At 69.3% G+C, this 20,149-nt stretch carries 15 protein-coding genes; 7 read left to right on the top strand and 8 right to left on the bottom strand.

Features of this window, described 5'->3' with window-relative positions; genetic code table 11:
* Positions 1-65 precede the first annotated feature (65 nt).
* Positions 66-2,990 carry a M16 family metallopeptidase gene (locus C8J26_RS10855; RefSeq protein WP_107957946.1) on the top strand — a complete coding sequence of 975 codons (2,925 nt, stop codon included), beginning with the start codon at positions 66-68 and terminating at the stop codon, positions 2,988-2,990.
* A gap of 157 nt (positions 2,991-3,147) precedes the next feature.
* Here the strand turns inward: C8J26_RS10855 and C8J26_RS10860 are convergent, their stop codons facing one another.
* Positions 3,148-4,935, bottom strand: a complete 1,788-nt coding sequence (locus tag C8J26_RS10860) for an AMP-dependent synthetase/ligase (RefSeq protein ID WP_107957948.1) — start codon at positions 4,933-4,935, stop codon at positions 3,148-3,150.
* 136 nt (positions 4,936-5,071) lie between these two features.
* Positions 5,072-5,752 (bottom strand): tRNA (guanosine(46)-N7)-methyltransferase TrmB, encoded by a 681-nt coding sequence (gene trmB, locus C8J26_RS10865; RefSeq protein WP_056416796.1) that lies wholly within the window; start codon positions 5,750-5,752, stop codon positions 5,072-5,074.
* On the opposite strand from trmB, the gene C8J26_RS20880 reads away from it, so the two are divergent.
* Positions 5,736-6,242, top strand: coding sequence for a hypothetical protein (locus tag C8J26_RS20880; protein WP_244185255.1), 507 nt, complete (start codon positions 5,736-5,738; stop codon positions 6,240-6,242). The two genes, trmB and C8J26_RS20880, sit on opposite strands and share 17 nt — an antisense overlap.
* Here C8J26_RS20880 and C8J26_RS10875 read toward each other — a convergent pair.
* The 4 genes from C8J26_RS10875 to C8J26_RS10890 form a co-directional block, all read right to left on the bottom strand.
* Positions 6,233-6,508: a hypothetical protein gene (locus tag C8J26_RS10875; RefSeq protein ID WP_146168813.1), complete on the bottom strand. Its 276-nt coding sequence runs from the start codon at positions 6,506-6,508 to the stop codon at positions 6,233-6,235. The two genes, C8J26_RS20880 and C8J26_RS10875, sit on opposite strands and share 10 nt — an antisense overlap.
* 58 nt (positions 6,509-6,566) lie before the next feature.
* Complete coding sequence (locus C8J26_RS10880; RefSeq protein WP_167398819.1) at positions 6,567-7,421, bottom strand: helix-turn-helix domain-containing protein; 855 nt, start codon at positions 7,419-7,421, stop codon at positions 6,567-6,569.
* 214 nt (positions 7,422-7,635) lie between these two features.
* Positions 7,636-8,226: a response regulator transcription factor gene (locus tag C8J26_RS10885; protein ID WP_107957954.1), complete on the bottom strand. Its 591-nt coding sequence runs from the start codon at positions 8,224-8,226 to the stop codon at positions 7,636-7,638.
* Positions 8,223-9,887 carry a sensor histidine kinase gene (locus C8J26_RS10890; RefSeq protein WP_244185256.1) on the bottom strand — a complete coding sequence of 555 codons (1,665 nt, stop codon included), beginning with the start codon at positions 9,885-9,887 and terminating at the stop codon, positions 8,223-8,225. Before C8J26_RS10890 ends, C8J26_RS10885 begins: the two co-directional genes overlap by 4 nt.
* Before the next feature lie 180 nt (positions 9,888-10,067).
* Between C8J26_RS10890 and C8J26_RS10895 the strand changes: the two genes are divergently transcribed.
* From C8J26_RS10895 to C8J26_RS10910, 4 genes are all read left to right on the top strand, one after another.
* Complete coding sequence (locus C8J26_RS10895; protein WP_107957956.1) at positions 10,068-10,865, top strand: hypothetical protein; 798 nt, start codon at positions 10,068-10,070, stop codon at positions 10,863-10,865.
* A 106-nt stretch (positions 10,866-10,971) separates the two neighbouring features.
* Complete coding sequence (locus C8J26_RS10900; protein ID WP_107957959.1) at positions 10,972-11,484, top strand: sigma-70 family RNA polymerase sigma factor; 513 nt, start codon at positions 10,972-10,974, stop codon at positions 11,482-11,484.
* Between the two features lie 33 nt (positions 11,485-11,517).
* Positions 11,518-12,462 (top strand): FecR family protein, encoded by a 945-nt coding sequence (locus tag C8J26_RS10905; RefSeq protein WP_107957961.1) that lies wholly within the window; start codon positions 11,518-11,520, stop codon positions 12,460-12,462.
* A gap of 2 nt (positions 12,463-12,464) precedes the next feature.
* Positions 12,465-14,834, top strand: coding sequence for a TonB-dependent receptor (locus C8J26_RS10910; protein ID WP_107957963.1), 2,370 nt, complete (start codon positions 12,465-12,467; stop codon positions 14,832-14,834).
* A 36-nt stretch (positions 14,835-14,870) separates the two neighbouring features.
* Here C8J26_RS10910 and C8J26_RS10915 read toward each other — a convergent pair whose 3' ends face one another.
* A complete protein-coding gene (locus C8J26_RS10915) occupies positions 14,871-15,356 on the bottom strand; it encodes a hypothetical protein (protein WP_056416823.1) in 486 nt (161 codons plus the stop codon).
* 137 nt (positions 15,357-15,493) lie between these two features.
* Between C8J26_RS10915 and C8J26_RS10920 the strand changes: the two genes are divergently transcribed.
* The gene (locus tag C8J26_RS10920) at positions 15,494-18,700 is read left to right on the top strand and encodes an autotransporter outer membrane beta-barrel domain-containing protein (RefSeq protein ID WP_107957965.1); all 3,207 of its coding nucleotides are present in this window, start codon (positions 15,494-15,496) and stop codon (positions 18,698-18,700) included.
* A gap of 46 nt (positions 18,701-18,746) precedes the next feature.
* Here the strand turns inward: C8J26_RS10920 and C8J26_RS10925 are convergent, their stop codons facing one another.
* A complete protein-coding gene (locus C8J26_RS10925; RefSeq protein ID WP_107957967.1) occupies positions 18,747-20,147 on the bottom strand; it encodes an efflux transporter outer membrane subunit in 1,401 nt (466 codons plus the stop codon).
* Positions 20,148-20,149: the final 2 nt, after the last annotated feature.

Consider the following 20,149-nt stretch of genomic DNA (forward strand, 5'->3'; position numbering starts at 1 on the left):
GCAGTTGCGACGGCCAGCGGGGCGCGACGCTGGCGATGCGTGCGCGGGGGCGCTACAGATGCGCGATGGTATTCTTCCCGCGCTTGTATCGCGCTCCCGTCCTGCTCCCCCTCGTGCTCGGTCTCGCTATCCCGGCGAGCGGGCAGATGGCGACGCAGCAGGCCGCGTCCACATCTGCCGAGGGGGGGGGCAAGGAAGCGCCGACGCTTCCTGAGCTGCAGGGCGTCGATACGACCGCTTGGCTCTACAAGGGCAGCGACCTCACGCGCGACCCCGAGTGGAAGTTCGGCACGTTGCCCAACGGCCTGCGCTTCGCGGTCCGCAAGAACGGCGTGCCGCCGGGCCAGGTCTCGGTGCGCGTACGCATCGATGCGGGATCGCTCAATGAGACCGACAGCGAACGCGGCTTTGCGCATTTCATCGAGCATCTGTCGTTCCGGGGGTCCGAATACGTCCCCGATGGCGAGGCCAAGCGCGTCTGGCAGCGGTTCGGCGCGACCTTCGGGTCCGATACCAACGCGCAGACCACGCCGACCTCGACCACGTTCAAGCTCGATTTGCCGTCGGCGACACAGGCTGGCCTCGACGAGAGCCTGAAGATCATGTCGGGGATGATGGAAAAGCCCGTCATCACCGATGCGTCGGTGACCGCCGAGCGCCCCGTCGTGCTCGCCGAGCAGCGCGAGCAGCCGGGGCCGCAGGTGCGGTTCGGCGATGCGATCCGCGCCACGTTCTTCGCCGGGCAGCCGCTCGCGGATCGGTCGCCGATCGGCAACATCAAGACGCTGGAGGCAGCGACCGGCGGCAGCGTAAAGGCGTTCCACGATCGCTGGTACCGCCCCGAGAATACCGTCGTGATCATCTCGGGCGACATGGACCCCGCGCTGTTCGGGCGGCTGATCGTCAAGAACTTCGCCGACTGGAAGGCGATCGGTCCGTTCACGCCCGCGCCCGATTTCGGCAAGCCTGATCCCAAGGCGCCGGTGTCGGCGACGATCGCCGAACCGGCGATCCCCGCGGTGGTGACGCTCGGCGTCGTGCGTCCGTGGGAGTATAAGGACGACACCGCGATCATGAACCAGAAGCGGCTGGTCGACGTGCTGGCCACGCGGCTCATCAGCCGCCGCCTCGAGACTCGCGCGCGGGCGGGCGGGAGCTTCCTGCAGGCGGGCGTTTCGATCGACGACGTCTCGCGTTCGGCGAACCTGACGAGCGTCAACATCGTGCCGATCGGGACCGATTGGGCGGCGGCGTTGAAGGACGTCCGCGCGGTGATCGCCGATGCACAGACCAATGCGCCGAGCCAGGCCGAGGTCGACCGCGAATATGCCGATTTCGATACGATCATGCGGACCAGCGTCGAGACCGCGAAGGTCGAGGCAGGATCGAAGCAGGCGGACGACATGGTCGGCGCGCTCGACATCCGCGAGACGGTCGCGGGGCCGGAGACGTCGTACAAGATCCTGCAGGACGCGAAGGCGAAGGGCATGTTCACGCCCGCCACGCTGCTCGCGTCGAGCAAGGCGATCTTCGAGGGGACCGCGACGCGCGCGCTGGTCAATACGCAGACGCTCGATCCGGGCGCGGCGAGCAAGCTGGCGACGGCGTTCAAGGCCGATGTCTCGGGGTTAGCGGGGAAGCGGCGCGCGCAGGCTGCGGTCGATTTCTCGAAGCTGCCGTCGCTCGGCAAGCCGGGCATCGTCGCCAGTCGCGAGAAGATCGCCGCGTTCGACATGGAGCAGGTGAACTTCGCCAACGGCACGCGCGTGCTGCTGTTCCCGAACGCCGGCGAGACCGGGCGCGTCTATGTGCGCGTGCGGTTCGGCGGCGGCTATACCGCGATCCCGTCGAACCGGCCGACCCCGGCATGGGCGGGCGATCTCGCGCTGGTCGCGGGCGGTATCGGCAAGCTGGACCAGGGCGATCTCGACCAGTTGACCGCAGGGCGGCGGATTGGGCTCGATTTCGGGATCGACGACGACGCGTTCACGCTCGGCGCGATCACCTCGCCGGCGGATTATGCGGACCAGCTGCGGCTGATGGCGGCCAAGCTGGCGTTCCCGGCCTGGGATCCGGCGCCCGTCGCGCGCGCGCGCGTTGCGGCGCTGGCGGGGTTTGCGGGCTATGATTCGTCGCCCGACGGCGTGCTGTCGCGCGATCTCGAAGGCCTGTTGCGCGCGGGCGATCCGCGCTGGGGGACGCCGTCCAAGGCGACCGTCGAGGCGCTGAACGCGAAGGACTTCCGCGCGTTCTGGGAGCCGATCCTGAAGACCGGACCGATCGAGGTCTCGATCTTCGGCGACGTGAAGACCGAGGATGCGATCGCCGCGGTCGGCAAGACGTTCGGCGCGATGAAGCCGCGGACCGCGGTGAGCATGATCGGCGCGCCGGTCGGCTTCCCGGCGCATAACGCGACGCCGGTGATGCGCGCGCATACGGGTCCTGAAAACCAGGCGGCGGCGGTGATCGCCTGGCCGACCGGCGGCGGGATCGACAACATCGTCGAGGCACGCCGCCTCGACGTGCTGGCGCAGGTGTTCAGCGACCGGCTGTTCGAGCGGCTGCGGCAGGCAGCGGGCGCGAGCTATAGCCCCAACGTGTCGAGCCAGTGGCCGGTCGGGATGAGCACCGGTGGCCGGATGGTCGCGATCGGGCAGGTGGCGCCCGACAAGGTGTCGTTCTTCTTCCAGATCGCGCGGCAGATTGCCGCCGAGCTGGTGTCGACGCCGATCGCGGCAGACGAACTCGACCGGATCAAGAAGCCGATGGGGCAGTATATCCTGCGCGCATCGACCGGGAACCAGTTCTGGCTGCAGCAGCTGGGCGGCGCGACGTTCGACCCACGCCGGATCGCCGCGACGCAGCGGATCGCGTCCGATCTGGTCGCGACGACGCCGGTGGAGTTGCAGGCGACGGCCGCGAAATATCTGCGGCCGGAGAAGGACTGGACGATGGCGGTGGTGCCGACTGCGGTGCCGGCGAAGAAGTGACTTGGTCCCTCTCCCCGTCGGGGAGAGGGAGGGAGGAGCCAGTTGGCGACGGAAGGGTGAGGGGCGTTGGGACGAACGGTCCGAGCCTCACTTGCCCTCACCCTCCCACACGCAAGCGCGTGCGGGCCCCTCCCTCTCCCCCGAGGGGAGAGGGGTTTTAGGGTTTGTACAACGCGTCCAGACGCTCGCCATAGGCCTGCTTGAGCACGTGGCGGCGGATCTTCAGGCTGGGGGTGAGCTGTTCGTTCTCGATCGTGAACGGACCGTCCGCCAGCACGAACCGGCGCACGCGCTCGGTCACCGTCAGGTCCTTGTTTACCCGCTCGATCGCGAGGCCGATCGCGGTGCGGAACTCGCTGTTCTCGGCGAGCCGGGCAAAGCTGCACGCATCGCCGTTCGCCGCGCACCATTCCTGCGTCCATTCGGGATCGGGCACGATCAGCGCGACCATATAGGGCCGCTTGTCGCCGACGATCATCGCCTGCGCGACCTCGCGCTGGAGCGTGAGCATCCCCTCGACCTTTTGCGGCGCGACGTTGTCGCCCTTGTCGTTGATGATCAGGTCCTTCTTGCGATCGGTGATCCGGATCCGGCCGTTCGCATCGATCTCGCCGATGTCGCCGGTGTGCAGCCAGCCGTCCTTTAGCACCTTCGCGGTCTCGGCATCGTTGCGCCAATAGCCGTGCATGACAAGCTCGCCGCGCACCAGGATCTCGCCATCCTCGGCGATCCGGACCTCGGTGTCCTTGAGCGGCGGGCCGACCGAGTCCATCCGCACACCCGCCTGCGGCCGGTTGCACGAGATGACGGGGGCGGCCTCGGTCTGGCCATAGCCTTGCAGGAAGGTGAGGCCGATCGATTCGAAGAACAGCCCGACCTCCGGATTGAGCGGTGCACCGCCCGAAATCATCGCTTTCATCCGGCCGCCGAACTTCTTGGCGATCTTCGGCTTGAACAGCGTCGCGACGGCGGCCTGCATCGGCCGGTCGATCAGGCGTAGCCGGCCGGCATAACGCTTGCCGCCGATGTCGAGCGCGCGCGCGAGCAGATAAGCGGAGGCGCCACCCTGCTTCTCGATCGTCTTCGAAATGCGCGTGCGCAGCACTTCGAACAGCCGGGGCACGACGAACATGATCGTCGGGCGCGTCTCCTCGATATTGGCGGCGAGCTTTTCTAGGCCCTCGGCATAATAGATCTGGCCGCCGAGCGAGATCGGGAAATGCTGGCCGCCGGTATGTTCATAAGCGTGGCTCAAGGGGAGGAACGACAGGAAGACCTCGTCGTCCCAGCCGAAATCCTCCGAGATCACCGCCGCACAGCCCGCGCAATTGTGCAGGATCGCGCCGTGATGCTGCATCACGCCGCGCGGTGCGCCGCCGGTGCCCGAGGTGTAGATGATGCAGGCGAGATCCTCGCGGCCGAAATTCGCGCGGGCGGCGGCGGCCTCGGGCGGGGTCGGGTGCGCGGCGATCAGCGCGTGCCAGTTGTGGAAATCGATAGCGGCGGGGACTCGCATGTCCTCGAGCCCGATCACGATCTGCGCCTGGTTCGAACGCAGCACTGCGGGCAGCACCGTCTTGGCCAGCTTGGCGGTCGAGACGATGATCGCGCAGGCGCCCGCATTCTCGATGATGTGGAGATGATCGCGTTCGGTGTTGGTGACGTAGGTCGGCACCGTGACGCAGCCCGCCGCCATGATCGCCAGATCGCTGAGGCACCATTCGGGACGATTCTCGCTGACCAGCATGACCCGGTCGCCGGGCTTGAGACCGATCGCGGTTAGCGCGGTGGCGAGGCTGGCGACCTGGCGGGCGGCGTCGGCCCAGCTGGTGGAGACCCAGGCGCCGCCGGTCTTCGTCCACAGGAAGGGCGCGTCGCCCTTTTCCGCAGCGCGCACGAAGAACATCGTGACGAGGTTCGGGAACCGTTCGAGCTGGCGCGGCATGATCTCTCCCTGGGCGCACCGCGAGCCGACGCGCCTCGTTGCCGCCCTTGTAGGCGAGAAGCCGCATGCCGGACAATCACCGACGCCGTCGATGATTGTCCCGGCGTGTCAGAGATATGCGCAGGCCTGCCGGCGGTCAGACCCGGACGTAGCGGTAATACCAGACCTCATGGCCCTGCCGCCGCGCCTTGCGTTCGTATCGCGTCTCCGGCCAGTCGTCGGGGCGCGTGAGGAAGTCATGCGGCGTCTCGGCCTGCCAGACGAAATCGCGGCGTGCGGCCATGATCATCATCGACCAGCGGCAATAGGTCGGATCGTCGGTACCGAGCCGAAATTCGGCACCCGGCTTCAGCTTGGCGGCGATCGTGTCGAGCGGCCCGTGATTGACCATCCGGCGTTTCGCGTGCCGCGCCTTCCGCCACGGATCGGGATGCAGCAGATAGAGCCGGTCGAGGCTCGCATCGGGTAGCCGCTCGATCACTTCGAGTGCGTCGCCCATGTACAACCGCACATTGGTCAGCGCGCCATCGCGGATGTGCGACAGCGCGCCGACGACGCCGTTGAGGAACGGTTCGCAGCCGATGAAGCCGATATCGGGGTTTGCGGCGGCCTGCGCGGCGAGATGCTCGCCTGCGCCGAAGCCGATCTCGACATGCAGCGGACGGTCTTCGCCGAACAGCATCGCGGCGCTGATCGGACCCTCTTCGGGCACCGAGAGGTCGGCGAGCGTTTCCTCGACAAGGGCGGCCTGGCCGAGGCGAAGCTTGTGGCCTTGGCGTCGCCCATAGAGGCGGCGGATAATGGAAGGGTCGGTCATCGCCGCGCGCTCTAGCGACCTGCGTGCCGCGCGCAAAGCGTCGTCGGCGCGTTTGTGCGGCCCGGCGCAGCGCGAACGGGCGTGTCCGCCCGCTGTCGATCGCCGTACGCCCGCTGACAGGATGTTGATTGCAGGCGATTTTCGGTGCCGAGCGGATTGCGCCCGCTGCACGCTGGCATTGGCGTGGCGCTTGCCCTACCGGATGCGGATGGGCGATCTAGACAGGCTGGTTCCATCGGGGATCATTGAACAATGGGTCTTTCACCTGCGCCGGCAACGCGCGCGGGCGGCGGATTCGATCTGGTTGATCGACCAGGGTTTTACCCTGCACGACGGTCATGGCGGCACGCCGCAGCACGACGCCACCGCGCGGTGGCGCGCCGAGCAGGAAACGGTCGTCGAGGAAGTGACCGCGTTGCTGGCGCTGTATGACGGCATCAACCTGGGCAAGATCGATGCGGATGCGTCGCCGGACGGCAGTCAGCCCTGATCGCCATAGCTTTGCCGCATGAGCCAGCCGGTCATGTGGAGCGAGGTGCTCTCCGGCATTTCCGGATCTGCCATCGTCATCGCGAGTTCGGCGGACCGCATCATCTGCCGGTGCCGGTCGGCGAGGAGATGGTGTGCGGCACGGCCCGCCTCGGTCTGCGAACGTTCGGCAAGCAGCGTCTCCTGAACCGCGCGCTCGCGGTGGTAGGCGACCCGGTCCGCCCAAGCCTGCGCCGGGGTAGGGGGATCGCGCCGGTCGCTGGTCATCCGCATGTCCTTACAGGTAAACTTGATCTGGGTTAGTTCGTTGCCAGATCCGCTACCGTCAAACGGTCCTGATGGATGCCGCCTTGCCACCAGACGAGCCGTCCATGCGGCGAAGATAGCGACGCGGCGTGGTGCCCAGAAACCGGTTGGCGTCGCGCAGGAAATGCGAGGCGTCGAAATAGCCAAACTGGGTGATCGCGGTGAAATTCATCCCGGTTTCCTGAAACCGTCCGAGTGCGGCAATGAAGCGGCGGCGCATCAGCAATGTCTTCGGCGGAAAACCGAACCAGCGCAGCGCAATACGGCGAAGATTATGCGGCGTCGTCAAGACCTGCTCGGCGGCCGTCGCCGCATCATAGACCAGCCCCTCGTCGATCAGCGCCGTCAGCTGCGCGATCAGCGTCGTCGTCGTCGTGTCGAGGGACGCGGTGCCGCGCGCGACCACGGCGTCCGCCAGCCGGGTGATCGCGAATCGGGCGATGTCGTTCGCCTCCCGGTCGGCCACGCCGTCGAGGCACTTTATGCCCAGATCCGATGCGCCGACGATCCGGTCGGATACCGCGGTGGCGGCGACGGTGGTCAGCCGCGCCCAGTCGAGCGGGCTTAGCGGGATCTCGACCAGCGGTGCGCCTTCGATCTGCAACGTGACCGGGCGGCTCGACGGACCGACGACGACGACGTCGGTCAGCCGGTCATAGAAGCGGTTGCGGATCCGCGCCGATACCCGCGCGCTTTCCGGGATGATCAGGATCCGCGCAGTCCCGGGCAGGCGCGACATTTCGAAGGCGCCAGTCGACCGGGGGTGGACGATCCCGAGCGCATCGATCCGCGAGCGCAATTCGCCCTCGACCGAGCGGGCCGTCACCAGCACCCCGTCGGTGGTCGTCGTCGATCGCATCGGAACAATCAGCATCGTCACATCCATTTTCGAGCCTGGGCCATTTTCAAGCCTCAGCGACCCCCGCCGCACCGCCATCGCCACGGCCAATGTTTGATCTCAATTGTACAATCGCGAAATGCCCACCGGGCTCAATTGTGAGACAGGGAGGCATGATGCCGCCAAAAAAAAGAAAGCTTTTCCGTGATTTGGCACAGCTTGCGCTGCGCACCGGCAATTAGGCCCCCGCTCATGAGACGAGCGCGATCAATTGGGCGAGACCGTTGGTGCCGGTCTTGGTGACGACCGCGGCACGGTGGTTCTCGATCGTCTTGATGCTGAGTCCCAGCGCGCCCGCAATCGCCTTGTTGCTGTGGCCGCGGACGAGCATGTCGAACACCTGGCGTTCGCGAGTCGTCAGCAGCGCGGTGCGCCTGTTCAGCAGGCGGCGGCCGTTCGACCATGCGACGCCTTCGGCCACCGCGGTCAGCAGTCGATCCTCGTCGATCGGCTTTTCGAGATAGTCGAGCCCGCCATACCGCCGGACGCTGTCGACCGCGTTGGCGGTCGTCGGCCAGGCGGTCATGAACACCAGCGCGACGTCGGGATCGAGCTCGCGCACCGCATCGGCAAAGGTGAAGCCGTCCATGTCGCCCATCATCACGTCGGAGATGATGCACGCGGCCGGATCGCGGGGATAATCGCGCAGCAGCGCGACCGGTTCGACGAAGGCGCGCGCGGCATGGCCGTGCCGCACGAGCAGCCGCGCGACGCTGGCGCCGAGATCGGCATCGTCGTCGAGGACGTACACCGTCGCCGGTGCGGAGGCTGAAAGGGTCACGCGGCGTCTCCGGTGAGCGTTCCGACGAGGGGAAGGGTGACGACATGCGCGATCCGCAAAAGCCCGCGATCGGCGCGCGACAGCGTGCCGCCATGCGCCTCGACGATCGCCTTGGCGACGAGCGAGCCGACTCCCATGCCCTCATGGACGAGGGGGTGATCGGCACAGTGATTGACCACCGCGATCGCGACCCGTTCGTCGCGGCGGGTGACGGCGATTTCGACCACGCCGTCGTCGGTCGCCTGCACGGCGTTGCGGACCAGATTGACGAGCGCCTGCGCGATCTCGATCTCCTGCGCCAGCACGGTCCATTCTGGATCGACGGGGGCGATCCGGATCGCGACGCCCGCAACGCTCGCCTCCGGCCGGGCCAGCGCCGCGACGGTGTCGACCAGGGCCCCGACCGGCAACAGCGACGGCTCGTCGACGGCGCGCCCGCCGAACCGGCGGAGGCGACGGACGAGCGTCGACAGCGTCACGGTCTTGCGCTCGATGAGCCGCGCGGTCTCGGCGATATCGGGATCGGCATGGGCGCTGATCTCGACCAGATGGCGCGCCTCGATCGCCAGCGTCGACAAGGGCTGGCTGATCTCGTGGATGACGGCGACCGACATCGCGCGCAGCGTCTTGAGACGCTCGGCCTGGAACAGCATCCGGTCGCGCCGGGCGACAGCGGCCAGCGCGCGCGCTTCGGCATCGGCGAAGCTGCCCGCGAGATAGCCGACCACGGTGACCGCGGCGAGGCTCATGTGGAGCGCGAGCCGCTGGTCGACCGGGATCGCCCCGACCGTTTCGGGCAGGACGAGGATCGCGGTGACCACGATCGCGGCCCAGGCGGCGGCGCGGCCGAACCGGAGCCCGATCCAGGCGATCGCCAGCAACACCGGCGTCGCGGGAAGACCCAGGCCGATCGATGCGAGCATCCCGACCAGCCCGAGTGCGAGGCCGAGCACGATGACGGCTTCGGCGATATCCCGGCGCGACGGGACCATCGCGGGCATCGCGGTGCTGCCGCTCGACAGATCGGCGATCCACAACAGCGGCGGCGCGATGAGCAGCACGCCGAGCATGTCGCCGACCGCGAACCCGGTCAGCGAGACGATGACGTCGCGGACATTGGCGACGTTGGTGATGTCGGGCCTGACGATCGACCAGGGCAGCGCGAACGCGACGGCGATCAGCGGCGCGAGAACCGAGGCGAGCCCGAGCGGCATCGGCGCGGTCGCCAGGCTGCCGGTGGCGCCGTCGGCAACCCGGCGCACCACAGCGACCGCGATCCCATAGGCCAGGACCGGGCTGGCGACGCCGAAGATACCGCGCGGCCATTCGGGCTGCGTGAAGACGATGATCCCGGTCAGGCACTGGACGATGATCTCGGTCAGCGCGGTGGCAGGCGCGAGACGCGCGCCGAACCGCCAGAACAAGGCGAGGCGGACGCCGGCCGCCGGAAACCAAAGCGAATAATAGCCGACGCCGCCCCACAGGATCGCGAGCCGGTGGAGCGCGAGGAAGGTCACGCCATAGCCGGCCAGCACCAGCCATTCGCGATCGCGCGGTAGCCATGGCGAGCGGCTGCGGAGCGATGGCGCCTCGCCGGGTGCGTCGACAGCGTCGATGTCGGCGGTCGCACGATCGGCAGGAGGAAGGGGGACGGAAGCCATCCCCACCTCGATACCGCGATCCACGCGCGGCAGAACTAGGGAAATACCCGGAATGAACCGGATTTTACCGGCCGGCGCGTCCGACCGGGGGTTTTTCCCGGACTGACGACGCCATCGCGTCACGCCTACCGACGGGCTTCAGATCCAGTGTCCGGGAAATGCGATGTCGGCCCACGCACTATGAATTATTACCACAATATCGAGGGCGAGCAGATCAGCCCGATGGTGCTGCCGACGATCTCGGTCCGCGGCGACGACCTGCTGGCACTGCGGCACACGACCGCCCCCGGCACGCATGCGCTGGCGAACCTGCGCGTCGACTATCGACCGACCGACACCGGCGAGCGGGCGATCGCGCGCGACGGGCATAGCGGGCCCGGGCTCTATGCGTGCTTCTGGGACCGGGAGCTGTTCTACATCGGCACGTTTGCCGGCACCGGGCGACCGACCAACGGCAACGTCGCGCGCGAGCGCTGGACTAAGCACGTCGCTGGCATGACCTTTCGCGGCCACGGCGTCACGATCGGCGAGCGCGCGCTCCACCAGATTGCCGAGGATGCGCCGTCCGCTCTCGGCGCGCTGCTGCTCGAGGCGGATCGGGCGCGGCTGTCGAAGACTGCGGGGATGCTGCAGACGCAGTATGCGACGTTCCGGTTCGCGTCGCGGCACTGGGATGATTTCGCGCTGCTCGACTCGGCGATGCTGGCGCGCTTTGCCTTTGTGTATCTGCGGCCGTCGCTGCACGGTCGGCTCGCGGGAATGGACAAGGCGACGCTCGATCCGCACCTGCGCGCGATGGAGCGGGGGATCGTCGCGTTGCTCGATCCGCCGTGCAATGCCGCCTCGACCAATCGCGACGGGACGCCGGGGCCCGGGATTGCCGACACCGAGAAGACGATGCGGCAGGTGATGGATTCGCACCTCGCCGCGGTGCAGAGCGATCACCCGGACTATCAGCTGCGGTCGCGCCGGAGCTAGCCGGGGACCGGCGTCCGGATTGTGTGGTTGGCCCAAGCGCGGTAGGTCCCGCCGCGAACACGGCGCCGTCGAGCGCCGATCGGCGGCCTATCGACACGGGCGAAACATGGACTCCTCGGGCCTTGAGGCCGTTTTCCTCGCGAACCGTGACACGCTGCTGCGGTTCCTCCGTTCGCTTGGCGCGAGCGATGCGGAGGATCTGTTGCACGAGCTGTGGGTGCGGATCCAGTCGGCGCCGACCGGCCCCATCGCGGCGCCGCTCTCGTATCTGTACCGGATGGCGAACAACGTGGTGCTCGACCGGCATCGCACGGTGCGGCAGGCGGAGAAGCGTGAGCGCGCCTGGACCGAGGCGACGGGCGGCGCGTCGCTCGATCGCTCCGAGGAACCGTCGGCAGAGCGCGTCGTGATCGCGCGCGAGCAGGCGGCGCTGGCGGAGGCCGCCTTGCAATCGGTCGGCGACCGCGCCGCGCGGATTTTTCGGCGCCACCGCATCGACGGGGTCGAACAGCGCGCGGTCGCGGCGGAGTTCGAGGTGAGCCTCAGCACGGTCGAGGGCGACCTGCGCAAGGCGTATCGCGCGATGATCGAGGCGAAGCGGCGGTATGATGAGGCTTGATCCGATCGTCTCCGTCTTCGGCTATAGGAGGCCATGATGGCGGAGCATGACGATACCGATGCGCCTGCGCTGACCGCGCTGGAGGCGTGCGCGCTGGACTGGGTCGTCCGGACCGGCAGCGATGCGTTCGAGGACTGGCCGGCCTTCCATGCGTGGCTGGAGGCGGACCCGAGCCATGCCGCGGCCTATCATGCGATGGCGCTGAATATCGAGGACGTCGCGGCGACGGTGCCGCCAGCGCCGGTCGCGTCGGTCGATGTGCGGCCGGTGCGGCGCCGCTGGCCGGTGTGGACCGGCGGCGCGATCGCCGCGTCGCTGGCGCTGCTCGTCGGGTATGAGGCGATCGAAACGCAGTCGCATCCCTATGCAATCGAGACTGCGGCCGGGGCGATGCGGACGATCCGGCTGGCGGATGGCAGTTCGATCGCGATGGGCGGTGCGACGCGGCTGGTGCTCGATCGCGACGACCCGCGCGCCGCGACGCTGGAGCATGGCGAGGCGATGTTCGTGGTTCGGCACGATGCGCGCGATCCGTTCGAGGTGCGCGTCGGTGGCGCACGGCTGGTCGATGTCGGTACCGCGTTCGACGTGAAGCACGCGCGCGGCGAGACTCGCGTCGCGGTGTCGGAGGGCGCGGTCGACTATAACCCGGGGCGCGACGCCATCCGGCTCGTGCAGGGGCAGGGGCTGCTCGTGCGCGGCGGCAAGGCGACCGTGACGAGCGTCGACGTGGCCAGCGTGGGATCGTGGCGCGACAGCGTGCTGGCCTATGACGGCGTGCCGCTGGCGGAGGTCGCCGACGATCTGTCGCGCGCGCTCGGCGTCGATCTGCGCGCCGACCCGACCGTGGCGAAGCGCGCGTTCAGCGGCAGCATCGCGACCGCCAAGCTGGCGGGCGACCCGGCGCTGGCCGCGCCGCTGCTGGGCGTCGCGATCCGCAAGCGGGGTGGCCACTGGGTGATGTCCGCGCGCTCGTGAGGATGCGGGGGTGTCTGGTCGTCGCGGCGCTCGTTGTCGCCGCGCCTGCGGTTGCGGGGCAGGGGGCGGTCGACCTGCCGGCGGGGCGGCTGGGCGATGCGGTGCTCGCGCTCGGGCGGCAATCGGGGACGAGCATCGTCGTCGGCGATCCGGGATTATGGGGGCGGCGCGTGCCGGCGGTGCGCGGGCGGATGAGTGCGCGCGAGGCGCTCGACCAGCTGGCGGATTCGGCGAACGCCGATGTCGTCGCGGCAGGATCGGTCGGCTGGCGGTTGGTGCCACGCGTGGCGCGCCGTGCACCCGTCCGGGTGGCGCCGCCGAAGGTCGTCCGCGTCGCGGCGCCGGTGGTGGCGGGCGCGGACATCGTCGTCACCGGCAGCAAGCGCGACGTGGCGCTGCGCGACTTTGCGGGGCAGGTGGCGTTGCTCGACGGCGTCGATCTCGCGCTTGGCGGTGCGGGGGGGACCGACGCGATCCTCGCGCGGCTGGCGAGCGTGTCGTCGACGCATCTGGGCGCCGGACGCAACAAGCTGTTCATCCGCGGGATCGCCGATTCGAGCTTCACCGGCCCGACGCAGACGACGGTCGGACAGTATTTCGGCGACCTGAGGCTCAGCTACAACGCGCCCGATCCCGACCTGCGGCTGTACGATATCGCCTCGGTCGAGGTCCTCGAAGGGCCGCAGGGGACGCTGTATGGCGCGGGCTCGCTCGGCGGGATCATCCGCACCGTGCCCAACGCGCCCGAGATGGGCGCGGTGTCGGCGTCGATCGCGGGGGGGCTGTCGGCGACGTGGCATGGTGATCCGGGCGCCGATCTGGGCGCGACGCTGAACCTGCCGCTGGGCGAGCGGGTGGCGCTGCGCGTGGTCGGCTACGGCGTCAGCGAGGGCGGCTATATCGACAATCCGCTGCTTGCGCGGCGCGATGTGAACCGGACGCGGATCGGGGGCGGTCGCGCTGCGCTGCGGCTCGATGCGGGGAATGGCTGGAGCGTCGATCTCGGCGGGATCGGGCAGTGGACCAAGGGCGACGACAGCCAATATGCCGACCGCGATGCACCGAGCCTCGGCCGTGGCGCGCTGACCCGGTCGAGTGCGATCGTGCAGGGGTTCTCGGCGGACTATGTGATGGGGCAGCTGGTCGTGTCGGGCGCGATCGGCGGGGTGATGGTCAAGTCCTCGACCGGGATCGTCGGGCAGGCGCTGACCGAACGCTATGACGCGACGATGCCCGGTGGCGATGCGCGGGTGTTCGCGCAGCGCAACGCGACCATGCTAATCGCCAACGAGACCCGGGCGTGGCGGCCGATGCGGCATGGGTTCGGCTGGGTGGTGGGCGGCAGCTTCACGCACAACCGGACCCGATTGTCGCGCTCGCTGGGGCCGATCGATTCACCCGCGCCGGTGACGGGCGTCACCAACAGCATCGACGAAGCGACGCTGTACGGCGAGGGCAGCGTACAGCTCGTCCGCGGGCTGACCGCGACGGCGGGCGCGCGCGTGACCCGCGCATCGCTGGCGGGCACGGGCGAGGACATCGCCCCCGCGCGGCTGGAGGCGGTCGCGGTGGCGCGTGCGCGCGTGACCGCGGACCGGATCGAGACGAGCGTGCTGCCGACCGCCTCGCTGATCGCGGCGGTGCTGCCCAAGGTGTCGCTCTACGGGCGGTATCAGCAGGGGTTCCGGCCGGGCGGTCTGGCGATCGAGAGCGATTTCGTGCGGCGGTTCGAGAATGATCGCGTCGCGACGCTCGAAAGCGGCGTCCGCTATGGGCTGGCGGGTGCCGATACCGCCTATCTGTCGGCGAGCGTCTCGCACACGGTCTGGAAGGATATCCAGGCGGATTTCATCGATGCGACCGGCCTGCCGAGCACCGCGAACATCGGCGACGGGCGGATCTGGACGTTCAGCGCGGCGGGCGGGTGGAAGCCGATGGCCGGACTGACGCTTGACGCGGGCTTCACCTACAATGACAGCCGCGTGACCGAGCCGAGCGCGGCGCTGTTCGTGGCGCTGGCGCGGATGAGCCAGGTGCCGAACATCGCGCGCTATGCCGGGCGGCTCGGCGCGGATTACCGGCGCGATATGGGCAAGGATCTGGAACTGCGCGTGTACGGCTGGGCGCGCTATGTCGGGCGGTCGCGGCTGGGCGTCGGCCCGGTGCTCGGCGAGGAGCAGGGGGATTATCTCGATACCGCGCTGACCGCACGGGTCGGGCGGCCGTCGCTGGGGGTGACGCTCGGCGTGACGAACCTGACGGACAGCGTCGGCAACCGGTTCGCGCTGGGGACCCCGTTCCAGCTGGGGAACGGGCAGATCACGCCGCAGCGTCCGCGGACGATCCGCATCGGCCTGGATGCTGCGTTCTAGCGTCGTGATCCTCCCCCTTGCGGGGGAGGATTGGGGTCAGGCGTTCGCCAGCGCCCGCTGGTCTGCCGGGAGCAGCGCGAGGGCGGTCTTGTAGCAATCGTCGACGTGGGAGTTGCCGGCGAGCTTCATCGCGCCAAAGCTGATCGTCGCGGCGACCGCGGAGCCGGCGAAGGGGATGAACTTCGCCATCGATCCGACCGCGATGCGCGCGCCCATGCGGCGGAGCAGCGCGACGACGATGCGCTTGGTGACCATGCGGCCGATCATCGTGTTGCCCAGGCTCGACGCCATAACGAACGCCTGCTGCGCAAGCTGCGGCTCTAGCTTTTGCACCTGATCGTGGTCGAGCCCGAAGCGCTTGCTGATTTCCGGCAGCAGCTTGGTGAGCAGGCCGATGTCCGCGACGATGTCCGCCCCCGGGATCGGCACGACCGCGGCCCCCGCCGACACCATCGCCCGCGTGGTGACGAGCTTCTTGCTGTCGTCGCGGATGCGGTCGAGTTCGGCGATGGTGTTGATCATGGCGGTATAAATCCCTGAATATGTCGGCCGACAACGCGCCGCCGCGATCCTGGTGCCGTGCGATAATGCGACGGGCTCCAAGGCTGGCCGCGCACGCCTCCGTCCTCCTTTCGAAAACACATCGAAAAGGGTTCCGTATGCGTCGTCTCCTGCTGACCACCACCTGCCTGTTCGCGATCCCCTCGTCGCTGCACGCGCAGACCGTGATCGATACCAAGCGGACCGACGCGGTGCGCACGTCGACGATCAAGGCGGGCGCGCCCGACAACCTGAAGATCGTCGCGGCGGGGTCGGTGACGCCGACCAGCGGCACCGCGGTGACGATCGACAGCGTCAATTCGATCGCCAACGAAGGCACGATCCAGGTGACCAACGCCGACGGATCGACCGGCGTCCTTGCCAACGCCGGCACCGGCGGCGGCATTACCAACGCCGCGGCGGGCAAGATCATCGTCGACGAAAGCTATGTCGCGACCGACACCGACAAGGACGGCGACCTTGACGGGCCGTTCGCGGCGGGCACCGGGCGGACCGGGATCCGCACCGCGGGCGCCTATACCGGCGCGATCGTCAACAGCGGCGCGATCACGGTGAAGGGCAATGAATCCGCGGGCATCTGGCTTGGTGGCCCGCTGACCGGCGCGTTCACGCATGACGGACAGACATCGGTCACCGGCGACCGGTCGACCGGCGTTCGGATCGCGGACGTCACCGGCAACGTCCGGCTGGCGGGCACGATCGCGGCGATCGGCCAGAACGCGGTCGCCGCGCGAGTCGATGGCGACATTGCGGGCGCGCTGGTGGTGCAGGGCGCGCTCGGGTCGACCGGCTATCGCTATGTGACGCCGCCGGCCGACGTGTCCAAGCTCGACGCGGACGATCTGTTGCAGGGCGGGTCCGCGCTGGTTGTGGCCGGCAACGTGTCGGGCGGGATCATCTTGGCGGTGCCGCCCAAGGATGCGAGCACGACCGATACGGACGAGGACAAGGACGGGCTGCCCGACAGCACCGAAGGCTCCGCGGCGATCACGTCGTACGGCGCGGCGCCGGCGGTGCAGATCGGGTCGGCGACGCGCGCGGTCGCGATCGGCGCGGTCGCGGGAACGGGCACCGGGTTCGGCCTGATCGTCGACGGCGGCATCGCGGGAAGCGGCGTCTATGGCGGCATCGAGGGCAATGGCCTGGCGGTCGGCGGGCTTGGCGGGGCGGTGACGATCGCCGGCGGGATCGGCGTCAACGGTACCGTCGCGGCGACCGCGAACGGCGCGAGCGCGACTGCACTGGAGCTCGGGCGTGGTGCATCGACACCCGAGATCCGTAACGCCGGCACGATCTCCGCGGCGGGCGGCGGCACGACCGCATCGGTATCCACCGCGGTGCTGGTCGACAGCGGCGCGTCGGTCGGCACGATCCGCAACAGCGGCACGATCAAGGCGACCGCGCAGGCCGCCGACGGCACCGCGATCGGCATCATCGACCGGTCGGGCACGGTGACCCTGGTGGAGAATAGCGGCGCGATCGGCGCATCGGGGGCGCTAGCCACCTCCGAGCGCAACGTCGCGATCGACCTGTCGGCGACCACGACCGGGACGATCGTCCGCCAGACCGCGGTCGCCACCGGCATCGCCGCGCCGGCGATCGTCGGCGACGTCCGCTTCGGCAGCGGCAACGATGTGTTCGAGGTCGCCGACGGCACCGTCGCGGGCATCGCGCGGTTCGGCAGCGGCACCAACCGCCTGGCGCTGTCGGGCGACGCGATCTTCACCGGCGGGACGGTGTTCGGCGCGGGCAACGATACGCTCGCGCTGGCCGGCACGTCGGTCTTCAGCGGCGCGGCGGACTTCGGCGGCGGCAGCGATACGCTGACGCTGGGCGGCACGTCGCGCTTCTCGGGGACGCTGGCGAACGCCGGCGGGCTGGCGGTCGCGGTCACTGGCGGGACGCTCGACATCACCAAGGCGGCGTCGATCGCGTCGTTGTCGGTCGGCGGCGGCGGGGTTCTCGCGGTGACGCTCGACAAGACCGGCGGCACGGGCACGATGATCCAGGTCGCGGGGACCGCGTCGTTCGACCAGGATTCGAAGCTCGCGCTGAAGCTGACCAGCGTGGTCGACGCGGAAGGCCGCTACGTCGTGCTGAAGGCGGGGACGCTGACCGGCGCTGCGAACCTGACCGCGACCACGACATTGCTGCCGTTCCTGTACAAGGGGAGCATCGCGACGGGCACCGGCAACGACCTGGCCGTCGACGTCGCGCGCAAATCGGCGACCGAGCTCGGGTTCAACCGCTCGCAGGCATCGGCCTATGACGCGGTGTACAAGGCGCTCGGCAACGACGCGAAGGTCGGCGGTGCGTTCCTGAACATCACCGATGGCGACGCATTCCGGGGCTCGGTTCGCCAGATGCTGCCCGACCATGCCGGCGGCACGTTCGAGGCGGTGACGATGGGTTCGCGCGCGACCGCCCGCGTGCTCGCCGACCCGCACGGGCCGTTCAAGGACGAGGGCAGCTGGGGCTATTGGGTGACGCAGGTCGCGTGGGGTACGTCGAAGAGCGTCGCCGACACCGCGGGCTACGACATCAGCGGCTGGGGCGTTTCGGCAGGCGCCGAGTACAAGACCGGGGTGGGCAATTTCGGCACGTCGCTCGCCTATCTCAACGGGCAGGACGCGGACGACGGCACCGACAACGAAGTGCGATCGGGGCAGTATGAACTGGCCGGATACTGGCGCGGGCATTGGGGCGACCTGCAGGCGAATGCGCGCGTTTCGGGGGCGAAGATCACGTTCGACGGCACGCGCCACTTCACCGGCGCGATCGGCAGCGAAGTCGTCGACCGGACGTCGCGCGGCGACTGGAACGGGACGCTGTATTCGGCGTCGAGCGGCATTTCGTGGGACGGCGGCAAGGGCATCTTCGTGTTCCGGCCGGTGCTCGCGATCGACTATTACAAGCTCAAGGAGGATGGCTATCGCGAGACCGGCGGCGGCAAGGCGATCGACCTGGTCGTCCAGTCGCGGACCAGCGACGAGCTGGCGGTGACCGCGAGCACCGCGCTGGGGCTGAACTTCGGCGGCACGAGCCCGGACGAGGGCTGGTTCCGGGTCGAGGCCGAGGGTGGCCGGCGCGAGCTGGTCGGCGGCGGGCTGGGTGCGACCAGCGCATCGTTCGAGGGCGGGCAGTCGTTCACGCTGACGCCCGAGGAGCGGACGAGCGGCTGGGTCGGCAAGCTGCGCGCAGTCGGCGGCGGTGCCGCGTTCCGGATGGGCGGCGAGTTCGGGGCGGAGCAACAACAGGGCCGCGTCGCGCTGTCGCTGCGCGCGAGCCTGCAGATCGGGCTGTAGGGCTCGCATGGCCTGATCCTCCCCCGGGCGGGGGAGGGTCATGGGGTCAGGTCCGCGTTTGCCAGCCGCCGCCGAGCGCGCGGAACAGATCGACCTGCGCGCCGGCGATCCGTGCGTCGGCGGCGGCGAGGTCCGTATCGGTGTCGGCCAGCGTGCGTTCCGCATCGAGGACGTCGAGAAAGTCGATCTGGCCTTCGCGCTGGCGGGCGCGGGTGATGCGCGCGGCGGTGGCGGCGTTGTCGTGCGCGGATTGCAGCTGCGTGCGGCGATCGAGTTCGCGCGCGTAGTTGGACAGCGCGGTCTCGGTCTCCTCGAGCGCGGTCAGCACGCTGCCGTCGAAACTGGCGAGCGCACCGCGCGTTTCGGCCTCGGCGCCGGCGATGCGTGCGCGGGCGGCGGACTGGTTGACCGACCAGTTGAGCAGCGGGCCGAGCAGCCAGCGGATCGGGCCGCCGGTGAAGATGTCGCCGACGCTGAGCGCGGTCGAGCCGATCGACCCGCCGAGCGAGATCTGCGGATAGAGCGCGGCGGTCTGGACACCGATCCGCGCGGTGGCGGCGGCGAGGCGGCGTTCGGCGGCGTGGACGTCTGGGCGGCGGGCTAGCAGACTCGCGCCGTCACCGATCGGGATCGGTTGGTCGAGTCGCGGCGTCGTGGAGCGCGCGCCGGCGCTGGCGGGCAGGTCCTGCGGGGTGCGGCCGGTGAGCGTGGCGAGGCGGAAGAGTGCGGCCTGACGCTCGGCTTCGATCTGCGGGATGTTCGCAGCGCGCTGATCGCGGAGTGCGGCGATCCGGACCTGATCGAGCCGCGCGGCGCGACCTGCGTCGACCCGCTTGCCGGTCAGCGTGTTCGACTTGTCGAGAAGGTCGACGGTGCGCCGGGCGACCGCGAGGCGTTCGGCGGACGAGGCGGCGTCGACATAGGCGCGCGTGGTGGCGGCGACGATCGAGACTCGCACCGCATCCGCATCGGCCTGCGCCGCACCGACGTCGCCGCGCGCGGCCTCGACGTTGCGGCGGACGCGGCCGGCGAGATCGACCTCGTAGCTGACGTCGAGGCCGACATCATAGGTGGCGCGCTCGCGGTCGAAGCCGGGCAGGTTCTGGAGTTGCGAGGTGCGGGCGTAGTTGCCGCTCGCGCCGGCGTTCACCTGGGGTTCGCGGTCGGTCTTCGCGCCGCGCAGCGAGGCGCGGGCGCTGTCGAGGCGGGCGACGGCGACGCGCAGGTCGGTGTTGGCGGCCAGCGCGTCGGCGACGAGGCCGTCGAGGACGGGGTCGCGGTACATCCGCCACCAGTCGTTATCGGGCGCCGTCGTGACGGTCGCGGCGTTCGCCGTGACGAACGATGCCGTCGCCTTGGGCGGGGTGATCGGCGCGACATAGTCGGGGCCGGCGGTGCACGCGGCGAGCGTCAGCGCCGAGAGGCTCGCGAGAAGCAGGGACTTCATGA

The organism is Sphingomonas aurantiaca (assembly GCF_003050705.1).
In the GTDB taxonomy this organism is placed as follows: domain Bacteria; phylum Pseudomonadota; class Alphaproteobacteria; order Sphingomonadales; family Sphingomonadaceae; genus Sphingomonas; species Sphingomonas aurantiaca.

Excerpts from the sequence above, each read along its gene's own strand:
- C8J26_RS10855 (WP_107957946.1), top strand. The coding sequence starts at position 66 with ATGGTATTCTTCCCGCGCTTGTATCGCGCTCCCGTCCTGCTCCCCCTC.
- C8J26_RS10860 (WP_107957948.1), bottom strand. The coding sequence starts at position 4,935 with ATGCCGCGCCAGCTCGAACGGTTCCCGAACCTCGTCACGATGTTCTTC.
- C8J26_RS20880 (WP_244185255.1), top strand. The coding sequence starts at position 5,736 with ATGGAAGGGTCGGTCATCGCCGCGCGCTCTAGCGACCTGCGTGCCGCG.
- trmB (WP_056416796.1), bottom strand. The coding sequence starts at position 5,752 with ATGACCGACCCTTCCATTATCCGCCGCCTCTATGGGCGACGCCAAGGC.
- C8J26_RS10875 (WP_146168813.1), bottom strand. The coding sequence starts at position 6,508 with ATGACCAGCGACCGGCGCGATCCCCCTACCCCGGCGCAGGCTTGGGCG.
- C8J26_RS10880 (WP_167398819.1), bottom strand. The coding sequence starts at position 7,421 with ATGCTGATTGTTCCGATGCGATCGACGACGACCACCGACGGGGTGCTG.
- C8J26_RS10890 (WP_244185256.1), bottom strand. The coding sequence starts at position 9,887 with ATGGCTTCCGTCCCCCTTCCTCCTGCCGATCGTGCGACCGCCGACATC.
- C8J26_RS10895 (WP_107957956.1), top strand. The coding sequence starts at position 10,068 with ATGAATTATTACCACAATATCGAGGGCGAGCAGATCAGCCCGATGGTG.
- C8J26_RS10900 (WP_107957959.1), top strand. The coding sequence starts at position 10,972 with ATGGACTCCTCGGGCCTTGAGGCCGTTTTCCTCGCGAACCGTGACACG.
- C8J26_RS10905 (WP_107957961.1), top strand. The coding sequence starts at position 11,518 with ATGATGGCGGAGCATGACGATACCGATGCGCCTGCGCTGACCGCGCTG.
- C8J26_RS10910 (WP_107957963.1), top strand. The coding sequence starts at position 12,465 with ATGCGGGGGTGTCTGGTCGTCGCGGCGCTCGTTGTCGCCGCGCCTGCG.
- C8J26_RS10915 (WP_056416823.1), bottom strand. The coding sequence starts at position 15,356 with ATGATCAACACCATCGCCGAACTCGACCGCATCCGCGACGACAGCAAG.
- C8J26_RS10920 (WP_107957965.1), top strand. The coding sequence starts at position 15,494 with ATGCGTCGTCTCCTGCTGACCACCACCTGCCTGTTCGCGATCCCCTCG.
- C8J26_RS10925 (WP_107957967.1), bottom strand. The coding sequence starts at position 20,147 with ATGAAGTCCCTGCTTCTCGCGAGCCTCTCGGCGCTGACGCTCGCCGCG.